The following is a 17,340-nucleotide window of genomic DNA, read 5'->3' on the forward strand; positions in this document are numbered from 1 at the left end:
GGCGCGCTGATTTCGGGAGATGTCGAGGACATGCGCGTTTCCAGAGTCACGATCAGCGATGTGACCTTTGCGGCCGATCTCTCCGGCGCGCTGTTCTGGGACGAGCAGCGCCTGCTCGTCGTCTCCGACCTGCATCTCGAGAAAGGCTCGAGCTTCGCCACGCGCGGCGTCCTGCTGCCGCCTTACGATACCATTGCGACGCTCGGCCGGCTCGCTGCTGTCATCTCCCGCCATGATCCGCGAGTGGTCATCGCGCTCGGCGACAGTTTTCACGACCGCAGCGCGCATGAGCGCCTGTCCGCCGAGGACCGCGACGCCTTGGCCGCACTCCAGACCGGCCGCGACTGGATCTGGATTTCCGGCAATCACGACCCCATGCTGCCGCGCGATCTTGGCGGCACCATCGCGGACGAAGTCGCAATCGGCCCGATCACCTTCCGCCACGAGCCGACCGGCGCCCACGGCGAGATCGCCGGCCATCTGCATCCGAAGGCGCGTGTCTCGGCGCGTGGCCGCTCGATGGAGCGCCGCTGCTTCGCCAGCGACGGGATGCGGGCGGTGATGCCGGCATTCGGTGCTTACGCGGGGGGCCTCAGCGTACGCGATCCAGCCTTCGCAAAGATCTTTCCGGCGAATGGCTTTGTCGCCCATCTCCTCGGCGACCGCCGCGTCCACGCCATTGCGGCCTCGCGCTGCCATTGAGGCGCCGGCTGCATTAGGACAGCACTACGACCGGTATTTTTCCGGAATCGCGCAAAGCCCGCTGTCGGTATTAACGTCCGCGCTTGCCGGGGCTGGATTTCATCCCGAACAAGATTGCAACCGGCAAAGGGGTCGCCTCGGGCGGCCCCTTTCGATTCCACGCGCGCCCAGAACAAATTAAGAACACTTTAGCAAGTCTTTGATATATCATTGTGATTCGGCGCCTCGCCGATACAATATCTAGCGTCTGTCCGACTTTGCGAGGACTACATGTCCACCATTGCCTTCGACCAGTTTGCCCTCACCCGGATCGCCGATTTCGCGCGCTCGCTGTCACGGCTGCATCAGGCCGCGCGGCGCCAGAGGGTCGATGACGACCAGTTCGACCGCGAGTTCAACGCGGTGTGCCAGTCGATCTGGGGCTACACCATCGACGATGTCAGCGACGATCTGTTCTCGTCCGAGGATCATCTGTTTCTCGACACGCTGGACGAAGCGCATGCGCGCATCTTCGCGGCGGAGCAGGGCTATGACCTCGTCGGCGACCAGGGCATGCTGACCGATTGGTGGGGCTTCTGCTGGATGATCCTGGCCGAGAAGCGCGGCCTCCTGACGCCGGAGAACCGCGCCTCCGCGCGCGCCGCGATCGAGGAGAAATATCTGGCGGCGCCGAATGTGATCGGCGTGATCATCGGGAGGTAGTGCCGCAAATTCCGTCATTGCTTCGCTACGCTCGCAATGACGGTGTGGTTACAGGTGAGGCTTACTCCAACCCCGCCCGCTTCGCCGGCTTCGCGGCGGTCTTCGGCACTGTCACGTCCGGCAGCGGCTCGCGCACGATCTCGTTTGACGCTGGCGCATCTGCCGACACCGTCTCGGCGCGCACCGGCGCCACCTTCATCTCGCCGAGCCGCGCTCGAACCTGCGCGGTGAGGCCGGGATAGGAGGCAACCGGGGTGAAGTCCGCAGCCTGGTCGTTGCCGACGCGGACGCCGGTATAGGCGACGAGGCCGTCGCTGGTGGCGATCACGTCGCCGGCCTTCAGGGAGGAATCCAGCGCAAGGTCGACCGGGGCAAGACCGACGGGTTCACGGCCGTTGCAGGTGCAGTCGGCGCGCAGCGCCTTGCGGTAGGCGAACGCGTTCTCGCTGTCGGCGTAGCGCTCGCCGGTCTGTGAATAGGCACCGTCGATCGACGAGCCGAAATAGACCTTGGTCGCGCTGGCAGGACAGAACGCCTGACACATCTGCGCGGGTGAGACGAGACCGCGCATCAGCGGAAAGTATTTCCCGTCGCAACTGCGTACGCAGAAGGCCGGTCCCGAGCCACCGGCCGCGGCCGAGCGGGTCGGCGGCACATATTGCGGCGTGGCGCCATTCTGCTGGCTGCTGAAGGGATCGACGTGGGAGTTCGCCGGCGGCACCTCGCGCTGCGGCCGCTGCTGCATTCCGCCGAAGAGGAAATCGAACAGGCCTTCGGCTGCAACCGAGGTCGGCGCCGCCAGCAGCGGCGCTGCCAGCATGGCGGCCACAAGCGAAGCGCGACGCCGCCGGCGCGCATGGGACATGACTGTACGCAATGCTTACTCCACCCGACGCTACTGAATCGGCTGGGACCGAGCGATCTCAGCACACGATTCACCATAAAGCGGGATGGTAAATGAGCAGTTGAGCGTAGGCGGTTTCAAGACGAGGCGGTGGCCTCTTTAAGGCCGGGCGCAGCTTTGGACGGGTGGTTGCTACCGGGACACATTGAGGCACGACGGCGGAGAAATTTCCGCCACTTCACCCCTTCAAGAATTCCGACGCCTTGTACAGCGAGCGGAACGGCAGGCCAGCCGCACCGAACGTGTCGGTGGCGCCTTCCTCGCGATCGACCATGGTCAGCACCAGCACGACATTGGCCCCGGCCTCGCGCACCGATTCCACCGCCTTCATCGCCGAGCCGCCCGTGGTGGTGACGTCCTCGACGATCACGACGCGCTTGCCCGCCAGCGTCTCGCCCTTGGGCAGGCCCTCGATCGCGAGCTTCGCGCCGTGCTCCTTCGGCTTCTTGCGCACGAAGAAGGCCGCGATCGGATGACCCTTGATCCAGGAGATCTGCGCCAGCGCGCCGGCGAGCGGCACCGCGCCCATCTCGAGACCGCCGATGAAATCGAGCTGGTCGTCCTTGAGCGCCTCGTAAGTCAGCTCGGCGAGCAGCGTTGCGCCCTCGGGGTCGAGCATGGTCGGCTTGAGGTTGAAGTAGAAATCGCTCTTGCGGCCCGACGCGAGCGTCACCTCGCCGCGGCCGAATGAGCGCCGGCGGATGATCTCGAACAGGCGGGCGCGGGAGGCGGATTTCGACACGGCGGTCCCTCAAACAGCGTTTTTGGTGGGGGCGGAATTTATCCGCGACCGACGCGACATTCCAGAGGGGGCGTCTCCCGTCAACAGGGATCGGCCATCCCGGCCCAAAGGTTGTGAGGGCGCAACCTTCTGGAGTAGGTGAGGGGGCAAGCCTTCGGGCAAGCCTCTTGGGGAAGGACACGGAATGACCATCGAGCTCTATACCTGGAACACGCCGAACGGCCGCAAGATCTCGGTCGCGCTGGAGGAGATGGGGCTGCCCTATAAGGTGATCCCGGTGAACATCACCAAGGGCGAGCAGATGGCGCCCGAGTTCCTCAAGCTCTCGCCCAACAACAAGATCCCCGCGATCGTCGACCCCGGGGGGCCTGAGGGCAAGCCCGTCAGCATCTTCGAATCCGGCGCGATCCTGCTCTATCTCGGCGAAAAGACCGGCAAATTCCTGCCGAAATCGCTTATCCAGCGCATTCCGGTCTACGAATGGCTGATGTGGCAGATGGGCGGCTTCGGCCCGATGCCCGGCCAGGTACACCATTTCATCGCACTCGAGAACGAGCAGGACCGGGCCTACGGCCTGAAGCGCTTCATGGCCGAGACCCGCCGGCTCTACGGCGTGCTCGACCGCCGCCTGGAGGGGCGCGACTTCGTCGCCGGCGAGCTCTCGGTTGCCGATTTTGCCATCCTGGGCTGGGCCTGGCGCCATCCTCGCCACAAGGTTGATCTGGCCGACTTCCCCAACGTCAAGCGCTGGTACGAGGCCCTGATGGCGCGCCCGGCCGTGAAGCGGGGGATGGAGGCGAAGCTGGATTGAGCTTCTTCACACCCTCTTCGCTTCTACCGCCATCCGCACCGCGAGCCCGGCCAGCACGGTGCCCATCAGCCAGCGTTGCACCAGCATCCAGCTCGGCCGGTTCACCAGGAACAGCGCGATCGATCCGGCGGCGAGCGCGATCATCGCGTTGACGCTGACGCTGATCGCGATCTGGATCGCGCCCAGCACCACAGACTGCGTCAGCACGCTGCCCGCCGCGGGATCGATGAATTGCGGCAGCAGCGCCAGATACAGCATCGCGATCTTCGGGTTGAGCAGGTTGGTGATGAAGCCCATCACGAACAATTTGCGCGGGCTGTCGACCGCGAACTTCCTCACCTGGAACGGCGAGCGTCCGCCCGGCTTCACCGCCTGCCAGGCGAGCCACAGCAAATAGCCGGCACCGGCAAAGCGCAGCGCGTCATAGGCGAAAGGAATGGCGAGCAACAGCGCCGTGATACCGAACGCCGCGCACAGCATGTAGAACACGAAGCCGAGCGCCACGCCGCCGAGCGAGACGATGCCGGCCGCGCCGCCTTGCGTGATCGAGCGCGAGATCAGGTAGATCATGTTCGGTCCCGGCGTGAGCACGAGGCCGAGGCTGACGAGGGCGAAGCCGAGCAAGGCGGAGGTGTGGGGCATGGTTGAACCGGTGCGGGAGATGCAAACGTTCTAATACGCGCGGGATCGCGCGGCCATCGCGCAATTGCTCGGAGGACAATCGAGGTCTTGCGCCGGTGTGCTCCCTCGCCCCGGTTCTTACGGGGCCGGGACGAGCTTCGCTCGCCCTGAGAGGGTTGGGGTGAGGGGCTTTCTCCACACGGGCGGTCGTCGATAGACCTGCACCCCCTCACCCGGATCGGAAGGGCGATCCGACCTCTCCCCGCAAGCGGGGAGAGGTAAGGAAGTGCGCTAGTGCGCCTCGTCCCAATTGTTCGCGGCGCGGGCGTCGACATGCAGCGGCACCGAGAGCAGCACGGCCGGGAACGGCGCATCCTGCATCACCTTCTGCACGACGGGGAGCGTTGCCTCGACCTCGTCGTCCGGCACCTCGAAGATCAATTCGTCGTGCACCTGGAGCAGCATCTGCGCCGACAGCTTCCTCGCGGCCAGCGCATCCTCCACGCGGGTCATGGCGCGGCGGATGATGTCGGCGGCGGTGCCCTGAAGCCGCGCGTTGATCGCGGCGCGCTCGTTGAAGGCGCGCACCGAGGCATTCGAAGCCTTGATGTCGGGGTAGTGGCACTTGCGGCCGAACAGCGTGGTGACGTAGCCGTGGTTGCGGCAGAAATCGCGCGTCTCGTCCATATAGGCGCGGATGCCGGGGAACCGCTCGAAATACTTCTTGATGTAGGCGGAGGCTTCCTCGCGCGCGATGCCGAGCTGGTTGGCGAGGCCGAAGGCGGAGATGCCGTAGATGATGCCAAAATTGATCGCTTTCGCGCGGCGGCGGATCTCGCTCGGCATGCCCTTGATCGGCACACCGAACATTTCCGACGCGGTCATGGCGTGAATGTCGAGCCCATCGCGGAACGCCTGCTTCAGCACCGGAATGTCGGCGATCTCGGCCAGCAGCCGCAGCTCGATCTGTGAATAATCGGCCGAGACCAGCTTGTGCCCGGGCGTGGCGATGAAGGCGCGGCGGATCTTGCGGCCGTCCTCGGTACGCACCGGAATGTTCTGCAGGTTCGGCTCGTTCGACGACAAGCGCCCCGTCGTGGTCGCAGCCAGCGCGTAGGTGGTGTGCACGCGGTGGGTCTGCGGGTTGACGTAGGTCGGCAGCGCGTCGGTGTAGGTCGATTTCAGCTTGGAGACCTGGCGCCACTCCAGAATCTTCTTCGGGAAGTCGTGGCCCTGCTCGGCGAGCTCGTCGAGCACCTGTGCGGTGGTCGACCACGCGCCGGTCTTGGTCTTGGTGCCGCCAGGCAATCCCATCTTACCGAACAGGATGTCGCCGATCTGCTTGGGGCTGCCGACATTGACCGGCTCGCCCGCGATCTCCTGGATCTCGGCCTCGACGCGCGCTGCGGTCTGGGCGAAGTCGCCGGACAGACGCGACAGCACCTGGCGATCGATCGAGATGCCGCGCCGCTCCATACGCGCAAGCACGGAGACCAGCGGCCGCTCCAGCGTCTCGTAGACCGCACTCATGTGCTCGGAAACCAGGCGCGGCTTCAGCACGCGCCACACCCGCAACGCGATGTCGACGCTTTCGGCTGACAGCGGTGCGGCCTTGTCGATCGGCACCTGGTCGAAGGTGATCTTGCCCTTGCCGCTGCCGAGCAGCTCGCTGTCCTTCAGCATGGCATGGCCGAACCAGCGCTCCGACAACGATTCCAGCGCATGCGAGCCGCGGCCGGCATCGAGCACGTAGGAGATCAGCAGCGCATCGTCGATGTTGCGCAGGGTGATGCCGTGCTGCGCCAGCATCACGGCCGTGAACTTGACGTCGAAGCCGATCTTGAGGATGCCCGCCGATTCCAGCACCGGCCGCAGCGCTTGCAGCGCGTCGTCATGCTTGACCTGGTCCGGCGCGAGGCCGGCATCGAACAGGCCGGCGCCGCCGCCGGATTGCTTGTGCGCCAGCGGCACGTAGCAGGCCTCGTTCGGCGCCAGTGCCAGCGCGATGCCGCAGAGATCGGCCTGCATCGGATCGATCGAGCTCGCTCTTGTCTCGATCGCGACATGGCCGGCGTCATGGATGCGCGCAATGAAGGCGTCGAGCTCCTTCAGCGTCTTGATGGTCTGGTATTTGCCTCGATCGACAGGAAGCTTGCGCAGCGCCTCTTCGCGCGCGGCGGCGAGGGAGATCGGTGCCCCCTTCGGGCTCGCAGCCTTGTCCTCCTTGCCTGCCGACTTGTTGGGCTGGTTCGGCCGGGCCGGCGCCGGAGTTCCCGTGCCCGGTGTGGGCACCACGTCCGAGGGCGGCAACGTCGTGAACACGCTGGCGCCGCTGGCATAGCCGGGATCGGCATCGATATTGGCGGGATCGATCTGCGCATATTCGGCGACGCGCCGCGTCAGCGTCGTGAACTCCATCGCCTTGAGGAAGGCGATCAGCTTGCGCGCGTCGGGCTCGTGGACGGCGAGGTCGTCCAGCGGCACCTCCAGCTCGACCTTGTCGTCGAGCAGCACGAGCTGCCGCGAGATGCGCGCCTTCTCCGCGTTCTCGAGCAGCGCCTCGCGCCGCTTGGGCTGCTTGATCTCGCCGGCGCGGAACAGCAATTGGTCGAGATCGCCATATTCGGTGATCAGTTGCGCCGCGGTCTTGATGCCGATGCCGGGTACGCCCGGCACGTTGTCGGTGGAATCGCCCGCGAGCGCCTGCACCTCGACCACCTTGTTCGGCGGCACGCCGAACTTCTCGATCACCTCTGATATGCCGATGCGGCGGTCCTTCATGGTGTCGTACATCGTGACGCAATCGGTGACGAGCTGCATCAGGTCCTTATCTGACGACACGATGGTGGCGCTGGCGCCGCGCTCGCAGGCTTGGCGCACATAGGTCGCGATGAGATCGTCGGCCTCGAAGCCGATCTGTTCCAGGCAGGGCAGGTCGAAGGCGCGCACGGCTTCGCGGATCAGCGCGAATTGCGGAATGAGATCGTCGGGGGCCGGCGGCCGGTGCGCCTTGTAGTCCGGATAGATCTTGTTGCGGAAGGTGATCTCCGACTTATCGAAGATGATGGCCAGATGCGTCGGCCGATTGTCCTCGGGCATCTCGCGGAGCAGCTTCCACAGCATGTTGCAGAAGCCGAGCACGGCGTTGACCTGGAGCCCGTCGGATTTGCGGTTCAGCGGCGGCAGCGCGTGATAGGCGCGGAAGATGTAGGAGGAACCATCGACCAGGAAGACGTGGTCGCCCTTTCCGGCCGCCTTTGCCGCGACCGGTTTGGCAGCAGCTGTCGCAGCTTTGGCAACAGGCTTGGTGTCAGTGGCCGCCTTGGGCGCGGCTGTGGTGTCGGCTTTGGCGCTGGTCTTCGGAGATGTCTTCGGCGAGGTTTTGGGCATGGGCCGCAATGTATGAATTTTTGCGGGCTTTGACAGCCTTGGGCAGCGGATTTTTGGCGCGATTCCCACACCATCGTCGTCCCGGACAAGCGCGCCCTAAGCGCGCGCAGATCCGGGACCCATAGCCACAGGATGTAGTTTTGCGAAGACTCGGGGTTGCCATCTCCCGCCATAACCGCTTCCTGGGGTTATGGATCCCCGCCCCGTGCGCAATTGCACACTATGGGGATGGCCTCGGGGAGGGAGCGCTACTCGGCCGCCTGCAATCGCACGCCAGGCTTCTTCGGCGCGATCCAGAATGCCTCCGGCCGCTCGAACAGGAAGCGCGCATTAAGTCGCAACGCGGCCTGCCAGATCACAAGCGATCCAAGCACGCCGGCGATAGTGACGAGCAGCGACACCGTGCCGATATCAGGAATGATGCCCGTGCGCAGCAGCAGCGTCCGCGTCGCCGCCATCGGCAGGAAGAAGGCGAGATAGATCACGATCGAATGCTCGCCGCAGAAGCGGAGGAAGTTGAGCCAGTGCGCCCGCGCGAGCAGCGTGCCCGCCGCGATGATGGCGCAGGCGCCGGCGAAGCCGAGCGCGAGCGAGACGATCGCCCACTCGCTGGCGCCCGCTGCGACGAGGCCGGCATTGATCAGCGCCCAGGCAGCGAGCGCTGCAAGCGCCAGCGCCGGATGCTTCCGCGCCCGGTCCGACAGGGCGAACACGTAGGGCGCGAACAAATAGCCCGAATAGAAATAGACGAAGCGTGCGCAGAACTCGTCGATGGCGGTCCAGCCGGTCGTGATGTGCGCGGTCTCCAGCGCGGCGGCGACGAGCCAGACCGCGAGCGATGGGACCTTGCGTGTCAGTTTCGTGACGACGAAGAAGACCGGCAACAGATAGATGAACCACAGCGTGCCGAACGGCTCGATGAAAGATTCGAGATACAGCAGGCCAACATGCTGCCAGCTGGTCTCGGCCGCAAAGGCCGGGGCCTTGAAGCCAAATTGGATTGTCACCCAGACGACATAAAAATAGGCGAAATGCACCACCTTGCGGTCGAGATAGGTTCGCCAGTCCCGATCGATCACCAGAGACAGGAACAAGCCCGAAATCAGAAAGAAATCCGGCATCCGGAACGGCTTTGCGAAGGCTACGAGCGCGTGCATGAACCCGGTCTGCCCGGCGGCAAGCTCCACCCCCAGCACCGAATGCATCATCACCACCATGACGATGCAGATGCCCTTGGCGTAGTCGACCCAGTCGATACGCGCGCCCGAAGCGGCCGTGGAGGGGCTGGCCGCCGCGATTGTGCCTGATCGTGCCATGGTGTCCCTTTTCGAGCGCGTTCCGCCCGTGCCTGTGCGGGCCTGGGGCAGTTTGGAGCCCAGTAGTTTCCGACTTCTTTACCGGTTCAAATCGCGGGCCGGTTTTTGCATGCGGACTGTTCCATGGCCTCGGGAAAATGCTAAACCGCCCCGGATTGGGCTGAGTTGGACGTCCGTTAACCAAGCTGGAACAGGATTTTTCATGCGAATTGCGATGATCGGCACGGGCTATGTGGGATTGGTGTCCGGCGCCTGCTTTGCGGATTTCGGCCACGACGTCACCTGCGTCGACAAGGACGAGAGGAAGATCGCGGCACTCCATCGCGGCGAGATCCCGATCTACGAGCCTGGCCTCGACGAGCTGGTCGCGAACAACGTGAAAGCCAAGCGGCTCGACTTCACCACCGACCTGAAGCAGCCGGTCGCCGATGCCGATGCCGTGTTCATCGCGGTCGGCACGCCCTCGCGCCGCGGCGACGGACACGCCGACCTGTCTTACGTCTACGCCGCCGCGAAAGAGATCGCGCAGTCGCTTTCCGGCTTCACCGTGGTGGTGACGAAATCGACCGTGCCGGTCGGCACCGGCGACGAGGTCGAGCGCATCATCCGCGAGGCCAATCCCAAGGCCGACGTGGTTGTCGCCTCGAACCCTGAGTTCCTGCGCGAGGGTGCGGCGATCCGCGATTTCAAATTCCCGGATCGCATCGTGGTCGGCACCTCCGACGAGCGCGGCCGCAAGGTGATGGGCGACATCTACCGTCCGCTGTCGCTGAACCAGGCGCCGCTGATGTTCACCGCGCGCCGCACCGCCGAGATGATCAAATACGCCGCCAACGCGTTCCTCGCGACCAAGATCACCTTCATCAACGAGATCGCCGATCTGTCCGAGAAGGCCGGCGCCAACGTTCAGGAGGTCGCGCGCGGCATCGGGCTCGACAACCGCATCGGCACGAAATTCCTGCATGCCGGTCCCGGCTTCGGCGGCTCGTGCTTCCCGAAGGACACGAAGGCTCTGATCAAGATCGCGCAGGACTACGACGTCTCCTTGCGCATCGTCGAATCGGTGCTGGCGGTCAACGAGAACCGCAAGCGCGCGATGGCGCGCAAGGTGAGCCAGGCGCTCGGCGGCAATCTGCGCGGCAAGACCGTTGCGGTGCTCGGCCTCACCTTCAAGCCCGACACCGACGACATGCGTGATGCGCCGTCGATCCCGCTGGTAACAGGCCTGATCGACATGGGCGCGAAGGTGAAGGCGTTCGATCCCGTCGGCATGGAGCAGGCCAAGGGCGAATTGCCCGATATCACCTATTGCGAGGACGCCTATGCCTGCGCGCAAGGCGCCGACGCGCTCGTCATCGTCACCGAATGGGTCCAGTTCCGCGCGCTCGATCTCGACCGGTTGAAGGCGACCATGGCGCAGCCGATCGTCGTCGACCTCCGCAACATCTACCGCCCCGAAGACATGGAAGCCGCGGGCTTCGTCTACGAAAGCGTCGGGCGCCCGCCGGTGCAGGGCTGATTGCTGCATATTCTCGTTCAACGAAATCGTCATGGCCGGGCTTGTCCCGGCCATCCACGTCTTGTTCACTCTCGCCTGAAAGAACGTGGATGCCCGGCACAAGGCCGGGCATGACGACCGGATGTTTCCTTGCCCCGCAGCTTCGACACGCCCCTCCCGATCGATGCCGTGCTCGTCGATTTGTCGCGTACGCTGGAGGCTAGCAACGCCGCAGTGCTGGTGGCCCCTCCCGGCGCCGGCAAGACCACGCGCGTGCCGCTGGCCTTGCTCGATGCGCCCTGGGCCAAGGACAAGAAGATCATCGTGCTGGAGCCGCGCCGCATCGCCGCGCGCGCCAGCGCCGACCGCATGGCCAAATCGCTCGGCGAGCGCGCCGGCGAAACCGTCGGCTATCGTGTCCGCTTCGGCTCGAAGATCTCGCGCGCGACGCGCATCGAGGTGGTGACCGAGGGCATCTTCACCCGCCAGATCCTCGACGATCCCGAACTAACAGGCGTTGCCGCGATCCTGTTCGACGAATTCCACGAGCGCTCGCTCGACGCCGACATGGGCCTCGCGCTGGCGCGTGATGCGCAAACCGGCTTGCGCGAGGATTTGCGCATCCTGGTGATGTCGGCGACGCTCGACGGTGCGCGGGTGGCAAGGCTGCTCGGCGATGCCCCCGTCGTCGAGAGCGAGGGCCGTGCGTTTCCGGTCGAGACACGCTATCTCGGCCGCAAGGCGGACGCGCCGATCGAGCGGCAGATGGCGGATGCGATCGCATCTGCGCTGCGCGCCGATAGCGGCTCGGTGCTGGCCTTCCTGCCAGGCGCCGCCGAGATCCGCCGCACGCAGAATTTCCTCTCCGAGCGCGTGCAGGACGCCTCCGTCGAGATCGTGCCGCTGTTCGGCGCGCTCGATGCCGCCGTGCAGGATCGCGCCATCGCGCCGGCACCCAAGGGCACGCGCAAGGTGGTGCTGGCAACCTCGATCGCGGAGACCTCGCTCACCATCGAGGGCGTGCGTATCGTCGTCGATAGCGGTCTTGCCCGCGTGCCGCGCTATGAACCCGATATCGGCCTGACCCGGCTCGAGACCGTGCGCGCCTCGCGCGCGGCGGTGGACCAGCGCCGCGGCCGTGCCGGCCGCACCGAGCCCGGCGTCTGCTACCGGCTCTGGGACGAGCCGCAGACCGCATCGCTCGCGCCGTACACCCAGCCGGAAATCCTCAGCGCCGACCTGTCCTCGCTGGTGCTCGATCTGGCGCAATGGGGCGTCAGCGATCCCGCGGCTCTATCGTTCCTCGATCCGCCGCCGCAGCCGGCCTGGAAGGAAGCCAAGAGCCTGCTGAGCGAGCTAAACGCGCTCGACGGCGACGGCCGCATCACCGCCGAAGGCAAGAGCTTGCGTGCGCTGGCGCTGCCGCCTCGGCTGGCGCGCATGATCGTGGATTCGCATCGCGCCGGCGAGGGCCAGGCCGCCGCCGAGATCGCGGCCATCATCACCGAGCGCGGCCTTGGCGGCGACAGCGTCGATCTCGAGCACCGCCGCGACCAGTTCCGCCGCGACCGCTCACCACGCGCGGCAAGCGCGCGCGATCTCGCGCACCGCTGGGCTTCGCAGGTCGCGGCGTCGGAGAAGGTGGCGCAGCAGGAGGATCTCTCGACCGGCCTGATGCTCGCCTATGCGTTCCCGGACCGCGTCGCGCGCAATCGCGGCAATGGCAGCTTCGTGCTGGCCAACGGTCGCGGCGCCTCTGTCGAGCAGACCTCCTCACTCGCCCGTGCGCCCTACATTGCGATCGGTGAGATGACGGGGACGGCGGCGAGCGGACGCATCTTGCTCGCCGCGCAAATCGCCGAGGACGAGATCGAGCGGCATTTCGCCGAGCATATCGAGACCGCCGACGAGATCTCCTTTGATCGCGGCGCGATGGCGCTGCGGGCGCGGCGCAGGCGCGTGCTGCACGCAATCACCCTGTCCGAGGCGACGCTTTCAGTGTCGCCCTCGGAGGAGACCGCGCGCATCTTTGCCGAAGGACTGATTGCGGCCGGCCTCGACCGGCTGCCCTGGTCGAAGGCCGCCAAGCAATGGCGTGATCGCGTGATGTTCCTGCGCAAGGCCGAGGGCGACAGCTGGCCCGACCTGTCGGAAGACGGCCTGATCGCGCGGCGCGATGATTGGCTGGTGCCGGCGCTCTACGACAAGATCGCGCTCAAGGACATCTCCGCGGGCGATCTCTCCGATGCCCTGATGGCGCTGTTACCGTGGGAGATGCGCGCGCGGCTCGACCGCGAGGCGCCGACGCATTTCGAGGCGCCTACGGGGAGCGTGCTCGCGATCGACTACGAGGCCGAGCAGGGGCCGACCATCGCGGTCCGGCTGCAGGAATTGTTCGGCCTCAACACCCATCCCTCGATCGCCGCCGGCAAGGTGCCGCTGGTGCTGGAATTGCTGTCGCCGGCCCAGCGTCCGGTGCAGGTGACGCGCGATCTGCCCGGCTTCTGGCGCGGCAGCTACGCCGCCGTCCGTTCCGACCTGCGCGGCCGCTACCCGCGTCAACCCTGGCCCGACGATCCCGCGAGCGCCGTGCCGACAAGGCGGGCGAAGCCGCGCGGGACGTGAGAACTCGCAACCGGCATTAACCCTCCGCTCATCCTTTTCGTCAAAATGACAGGAGCCCCGGCGTGCCTGCGCTCGCCGCCGGCCTCGTCGCGTGATGAAATCGAGCTTTCGGCTCGGAAGTGGTGTGATGCGTAACATTATGATCATCGCGGCCGTTATGATCGGCCTCGGCACCTTCATGGCGCAGATGGCGGACAAGATGAGCTCGGCTTCCGCCACGTCAGTGCCGCGCACGACGGTCGCAGTCGCGGCCACAGCGCCGGCCGGCGGCCGCAGCCTGGCCATTGGCCGTGACGGCCGCGGTCATTTCCAGACCGAGGGCCGGATCGACGGCCAGCGCATCGGCTTCATGATCGATACCGGCGCCTCCGTCGTTGCGCTGAACGAGACCTCGGCCGCCCGGTTTGGTCTCCGTCCCTCGCGCGGCGAGTACAACGCCACCGTCTCCACCGCCAACGGCACCATCAAGGCCGCGCGCACGCGCATCGCCATGCTCGACGTCGGCGGTCTCATCGTGCGCGACGTCGATGCCATGGTCCTGCCAGACGAGGCGCTGTCGGAGAACCTGCTCGGCCTCTCCTTCCTGTCCCGCCTGAAGCGTTTTGAGTACGCCAACGGGCAGATGGTGCTGGAGCAGTAGAGGCGAGCCGCGCGACCGCGCGGTCGTCAATTTCAAGAAGATATTCTTGCTCCGGCCGCCCTTCCGGTAACGTTTCTTCGTTACCAAACTGCCGCAATTATCGGCCATAAGCCTTCATTCCCGCCTTTCGCTGCGGTTTGGCATTCGCTAAGCCTGCAGCAACTCCCGCCCCCCCTTTCACGAGACCGACTCAATGTTCCCGAAGCCGAAATCCGTATTGTTGCCCAACACCTACGCCTTCGAATCCGAGCCGATGGTGAAGCCGACGGGCTTTCGCGAATACGACGCGCGCTGGTTGTTCCAGAAGGAAATCAACCTGATGGGTGTGCAGGCGCTCGGCATGGGGCTCGGCGCGCTGATCGCCGAGCTCGGCGTCCGCCAAGAGATCGTCACCGGCCACGATTTCCGCGGCTACTCGGCCTCGATCAAATACGCGCTGATCTCCGGCCTGATGGCGGCGGGCTGCAAGGTGCACGATATCGGTCTTGCGGTGACGCCGATGGCCTATTTCGCGCAGTTCGATCTCGACGTGCCCGCCGTTGCGATGGTTACGGCCTCCCACAACGACAATGGCTGGACCGGCGTGAAGATGGGCGCCAACCGCCCGCTGACCTTCGGCCCTGACGAGATGACGCGGCTGAAGGAGATCGTCCTGAACGCGGAATTCAAGAACAAGGCCGGGGGCTCCTACCAGTTCCACGAGAACTATCCGGCGCGCTACATCGCCGACCTCACCTCTCGTCCGAAGCTCAAGCGCAAGCTCAAGGTGGTCGCGGCCTGCGGCAACGGCACCGCCGGTGCGTTCGCGCCGCAGGTGCTGGAAGCGATCGGCTGCGAGGTGATCCCGCTCGACACCGAGCTCGACCACACCTTCCCGAAATACAATCCGAATCCGGAAGACATGGAGATGCTGCACGCGATCCGCGACGCGGTGTTGCAGCACAAGGCCGATGTCGGCCTTGGTTTCGACGGTGACGGCGACCGCTGCGGCGTGGTCGACAACACCGGTGAGGAGATCTTTGCCGACAAGGTCGGCGTGATGCTGGCGCGCGACATGTCGGCGATCCACAAGGACGCGCAGTTCATCGTCGACGTGAAGTCCACCGGCCTGTTCATCACCGATCCCGTGCTGCAGAAGCAGGGCGCGAAGACCGCCTATTGGAAGACCGGTCATTCCTACATGAAGCGCCGCACCAACGAGACCGGCGCGCTCGCGGGCTTCGAGAAGTCCGGCCACTTCTTCTTCAACAAGCCCTATGGCCGCGGCTATGACGACGGCCTGGTCTCGGCGCTCGCGATCTGCGACATGCTCGACCGCGCGCCCGGCAAGTCGATGGCCGATCTGAAGAACGCGCTGCCGAAGACCTGGTCGTCGCCGACCATGTCGCCGCATTGCGCCGACGAGACCAAATACGGCGTCATCGACAAGGTGGTGAAGCACTTCGAAGGCCTGCAAGCAAAGGGTGCGAAGATCGGGGGGCAGGCGATCCGCGATCTCGTCACCGTCAACGGCGTGCGCGTCACGGTCGAGGACGGCAGCTGGGGCCTGGTGCGCGCCTCGTCCAACAAGCCCGAGCTCGTCGTCGTGGTCGAAAGCCCGGTCTCGGAGCAGCGCATGCACGACATGTTCGAGATGGTGAACAGCGTGCTGCGCACGCATCCCGAAGTCGGCGAGTACAATCAGAAGATTTGAGGAGCACCTGAGAGAGGCGATCCGTCCCTCTCGCTCCGCTGTCATGCCCCGGCTTGACCGGGGCATCCAGTACCCCGCGGCTTCTCGATTCTATCACCGGCGTCTCTGGAACACTGGATCGCCCGATTAAATCGGGCGATGACACTTTCCGTGTGGCGTAAATTAAGCCGCCACCACCGCCGGGATCGGTAGCGCCGTCACCGACTTGATCTTCTCCATCGCGAAGCGCGAGGTGACGTTCTTCAGCGGCACGGCGCTGATCAGCTTCTTGTAGAACACGTCATAGGCCTGCATGTCGGCGACCACGACGCGCAGCATGTAATCGACGTCGCCAGCCATGCGATAGAACTCCATCACCTCCGGCATGGCGCTGACGGCCTCGGCGAACCGTTTCAGCCAGGCATCCGAATGATCGGAGCTCTCGACCGACACGAACACGGAGATGCCGAGCCCGATCTTGTTCTGGTCGACGAGCGCGACGCGCTTGATGATCACGCCGTCGGCCTCCAGGCGCTGGATGCGCTTCCAGCAGGGGGTCGAGGACAGGCCGACCCGGTCGCCGATCTCGGCGACGGAAAGGGAGGCGTCTTCCTGGAGCACCATCAGGATCTTGCGGTCGATGGCGTCGAGGCGGCGGCTGGTCTCGGGAATTTGGACGGCGACATCAGTCATTTGAAGAACTTTGTTTCATTTCAGGGGCAGATTTCCCTGATATAGAGAAAATCTTTCCACAGCAAGCCCATAATCTCGGCGCTTCCATGGAATCGCTCTACGGACGATCGCGCAAAAACCTTTCAACTTCAACGCGTTGTGGGGCCGCCAGGCCGCCGCCATGGCGGGTGCATTTCAGCGCCGCGGCGGCCGCGGCGAATCGCATCGCTTCCCGCAACCCCTTACCCTCAGCGAGGCCGAGCGCGAATGCGCCATGGAAGACGTCGCCGGCTCCGAGCGTATCGACCGCCTGGACCGGGAAGGCTGGTGTTTCCTCCAGCGCGCCAGCCTGGTTCAGCCAGATCGCGCCGCGCGGGCCCCTTGTGGCCGCGAGGAAGGCGGGCGTCAGCTCCGCCAGGCGCTTCAAGGCCGCGCCGTCGTCAGCGATGCCGGCCGTCTCCTGCAGCTCGGCGCTGGCGAACAGCAGATGCGAGGCGGCCGTGAGCAGGCCGTCCTGCAGCGCCATCGCGCGGTCGACGCCGACGATGACGGGAATGCCGCACCGGCGTGCCTCGGCGCAAAGCGAGGTGGCGAACGCCGCGCAGCGGCTTTCGACGAGCACCGCCTGACAGTCGGCGACAAGCGCATCGGCCTCGGGCAGCCTCACGGTCCACAGCGCGGGATCGCGATAGATGGTGAGCGTCCGCTCGCCGGAGGGCTCGATCATGATCGCCGAGACCGGCGTGCTCAGGCCAGGCATGCGCACGATGTGCGTGGTCTCGATGCCCTCTTGCGCCATCTGCGCGAGAATGAAAGCGCTCGACGTCTCCCGCGCATCGCCCATCGGCCCCCCGAACGCGACGCGGCCGCCGAGCCGCGCCATCGCGATCGCAGCGTTGAGCGCGTTGCCCCCGCACACTTCGGCGAGATGGCTGGCGTTCGCCTTGTTGCCGCGTTCGGGCAAGGCCTCGACGCGCAGGATGAGGTCGCGCACCGGCATGCCGATGCAGAGGATGCGCGGCGCGGTCCCGGCCATCGTCGGCTC

The 17,340-nt window shown here is 65.5% G+C and carries 14 protein-coding genes; 7 read left to right on the forward strand and 7 right to left on the reverse strand.

The window, feature by feature from the left end; translation table 11 throughout:
* Positions 1-30 precede the first annotated feature (30 nt).
* Together pdeM and I6F36_RS27970 are read left to right on the forward strand one after the other, a co-directional pair.
* Entirely contained in the window at positions 31-702 is a 672-nt protein-coding gene (gene pdeM / locus I6F36_RS27965) for a ligase-associated DNA damage response endonuclease PdeM (protein WP_050995974.1), read from the forward strand.
* Between the two features lie 270 nt (positions 703-972).
* The gene (locus tag I6F36_RS27970) at positions 973-1,404 is read left to right on the forward strand and encodes a hypothetical protein (protein ID WP_036026470.1); all 432 of its coding nucleotides are present in this window, start codon (positions 973-975) and stop codon (positions 1,402-1,404) included.
* Between the two features lie 61 nt (positions 1,405-1,465).
* Here the strand turns inward: I6F36_RS27970 and I6F36_RS27975 are convergent, their stop codons facing one another.
* Positions 1,466-2,269, reverse strand: a complete 804-nt coding sequence (locus I6F36_RS27975; protein WP_036014132.1) for a DUF2865 domain-containing protein — start codon at positions 2,267-2,269, stop codon at positions 1,466-1,468.
* Between the two features lie 217 nt (positions 2,270-2,486).
* Positions 2,487-3,050, reverse strand: coding sequence for an orotate phosphoribosyltransferase (gene pyrE, locus I6F36_RS27980; RefSeq protein WP_036014130.1), 564 nt, complete (start codon positions 3,048-3,050; stop codon positions 2,487-2,489).
* A 184-nt stretch (positions 3,051-3,234) separates the two neighbouring features.
* On the opposite strand from pyrE, the gene I6F36_RS27985 reads away from it, so the two are divergent.
* A complete protein-coding gene (locus I6F36_RS27985; RefSeq protein ID WP_225172588.1) occupies positions 3,235-3,861 on the forward strand; it encodes a glutathione S-transferase family protein in 627 nt (208 codons plus the stop codon).
* A gap of 6 nt (positions 3,862-3,867) precedes the next feature.
* Here the strand turns inward: I6F36_RS27985 and I6F36_RS27990 are convergent, their stop codons facing one another.
* From I6F36_RS27990 to I6F36_RS28000, 3 genes are all read right to left on the reverse strand, one after another.
* Positions 3,868-4,503: a LysE family translocator gene (locus I6F36_RS27990; protein ID WP_225172589.1), complete on the reverse strand. Its 636-nt coding sequence runs from the start codon at positions 4,501-4,503 to the stop codon at positions 3,868-3,870.
* Positions 4,504-4,773: 270 nt separating this feature from the next.
* Positions 4,774-7,872: a DNA polymerase I gene (polA, locus tag I6F36_RS27995; RefSeq protein WP_225172590.1), complete on the reverse strand. Its 3,099-nt coding sequence runs from the start codon at positions 7,870-7,872 to the stop codon at positions 4,774-4,776.
* A gap of 248 nt (positions 7,873-8,120) precedes the next feature.
* Positions 8,121-9,188: an acyltransferase family protein gene (locus tag I6F36_RS28000; protein WP_225172591.1), complete on the reverse strand. Its 1,068-nt coding sequence runs from the start codon at positions 9,186-9,188 to the stop codon at positions 8,121-8,123.
* 202 nt (positions 9,189-9,390) lie between these two features.
* Here I6F36_RS28000 and I6F36_RS28005 point away from each other — a divergent pair, with 202 nt between their 5' ends.
* From I6F36_RS28005 to I6F36_RS28020, 4 genes are all read left to right on the forward strand, one after another.
* A complete protein-coding gene (locus I6F36_RS28005) occupies positions 9,391-10,707 on the forward strand; it encodes a UDP-glucose/GDP-mannose dehydrogenase family protein (RefSeq protein ID WP_225124314.1) in 1,317 nt (438 codons plus the stop codon).
* A 129-nt stretch (positions 10,708-10,836) separates the two neighbouring features.
* The gene (gene hrpB, locus I6F36_RS28010) at positions 10,837-13,311 is read left to right on the forward strand and encodes an ATP-dependent helicase HrpB (RefSeq protein WP_225172592.1); all 2,475 of its coding nucleotides are present in this window, start codon (positions 10,837-10,839) and stop codon (positions 13,309-13,311) included.
* A 127-nt stretch (positions 13,312-13,438) separates the two neighbouring features.
* Positions 13,439-13,951 (forward strand): TIGR02281 family clan AA aspartic protease, encoded by a 513-nt coding sequence (locus I6F36_RS28015; RefSeq protein ID WP_225172593.1) that lies wholly within the window; start codon positions 13,439-13,441, stop codon positions 13,949-13,951.
* A gap of 193 nt (positions 13,952-14,144) precedes the next feature.
* Positions 14,145-15,644 (forward strand): phosphomannomutase/phosphoglucomutase, encoded by a 1,500-nt coding sequence (locus I6F36_RS28020; protein ID WP_225172594.1) that lies wholly within the window; start codon positions 14,145-14,147, stop codon positions 15,642-15,644.
* A gap of 162 nt (positions 15,645-15,806) precedes the next feature.
* On the opposite strand, the gene I6F36_RS28025 is transcribed toward I6F36_RS28020, so the two are convergent.
* Positions 15,807-16,316, reverse strand: coding sequence for an Lrp/AsnC family transcriptional regulator (locus I6F36_RS28025; protein WP_025032510.1), 510 nt, complete (start codon positions 16,314-16,316; stop codon positions 15,807-15,809).
* Positions 16,317-16,413: 97 nt separating this feature from the next.
* Positions 16,414-17,331, reverse strand: coding sequence for a sugar kinase (locus I6F36_RS28030; protein WP_225172595.1), 918 nt, complete (start codon positions 17,329-17,331; stop codon positions 16,414-16,416).
* Positions 17,332-17,340: the final 9 nt, after the last annotated feature.

It is taken from the genome of Bradyrhizobium sp. BRP19, from assembly GCF_020194195.1.
Lineage (GTDB): Bacteria > Pseudomonadota > Alphaproteobacteria > Rhizobiales > Xanthobacteraceae > Bradyrhizobium > Bradyrhizobium yuanmingense.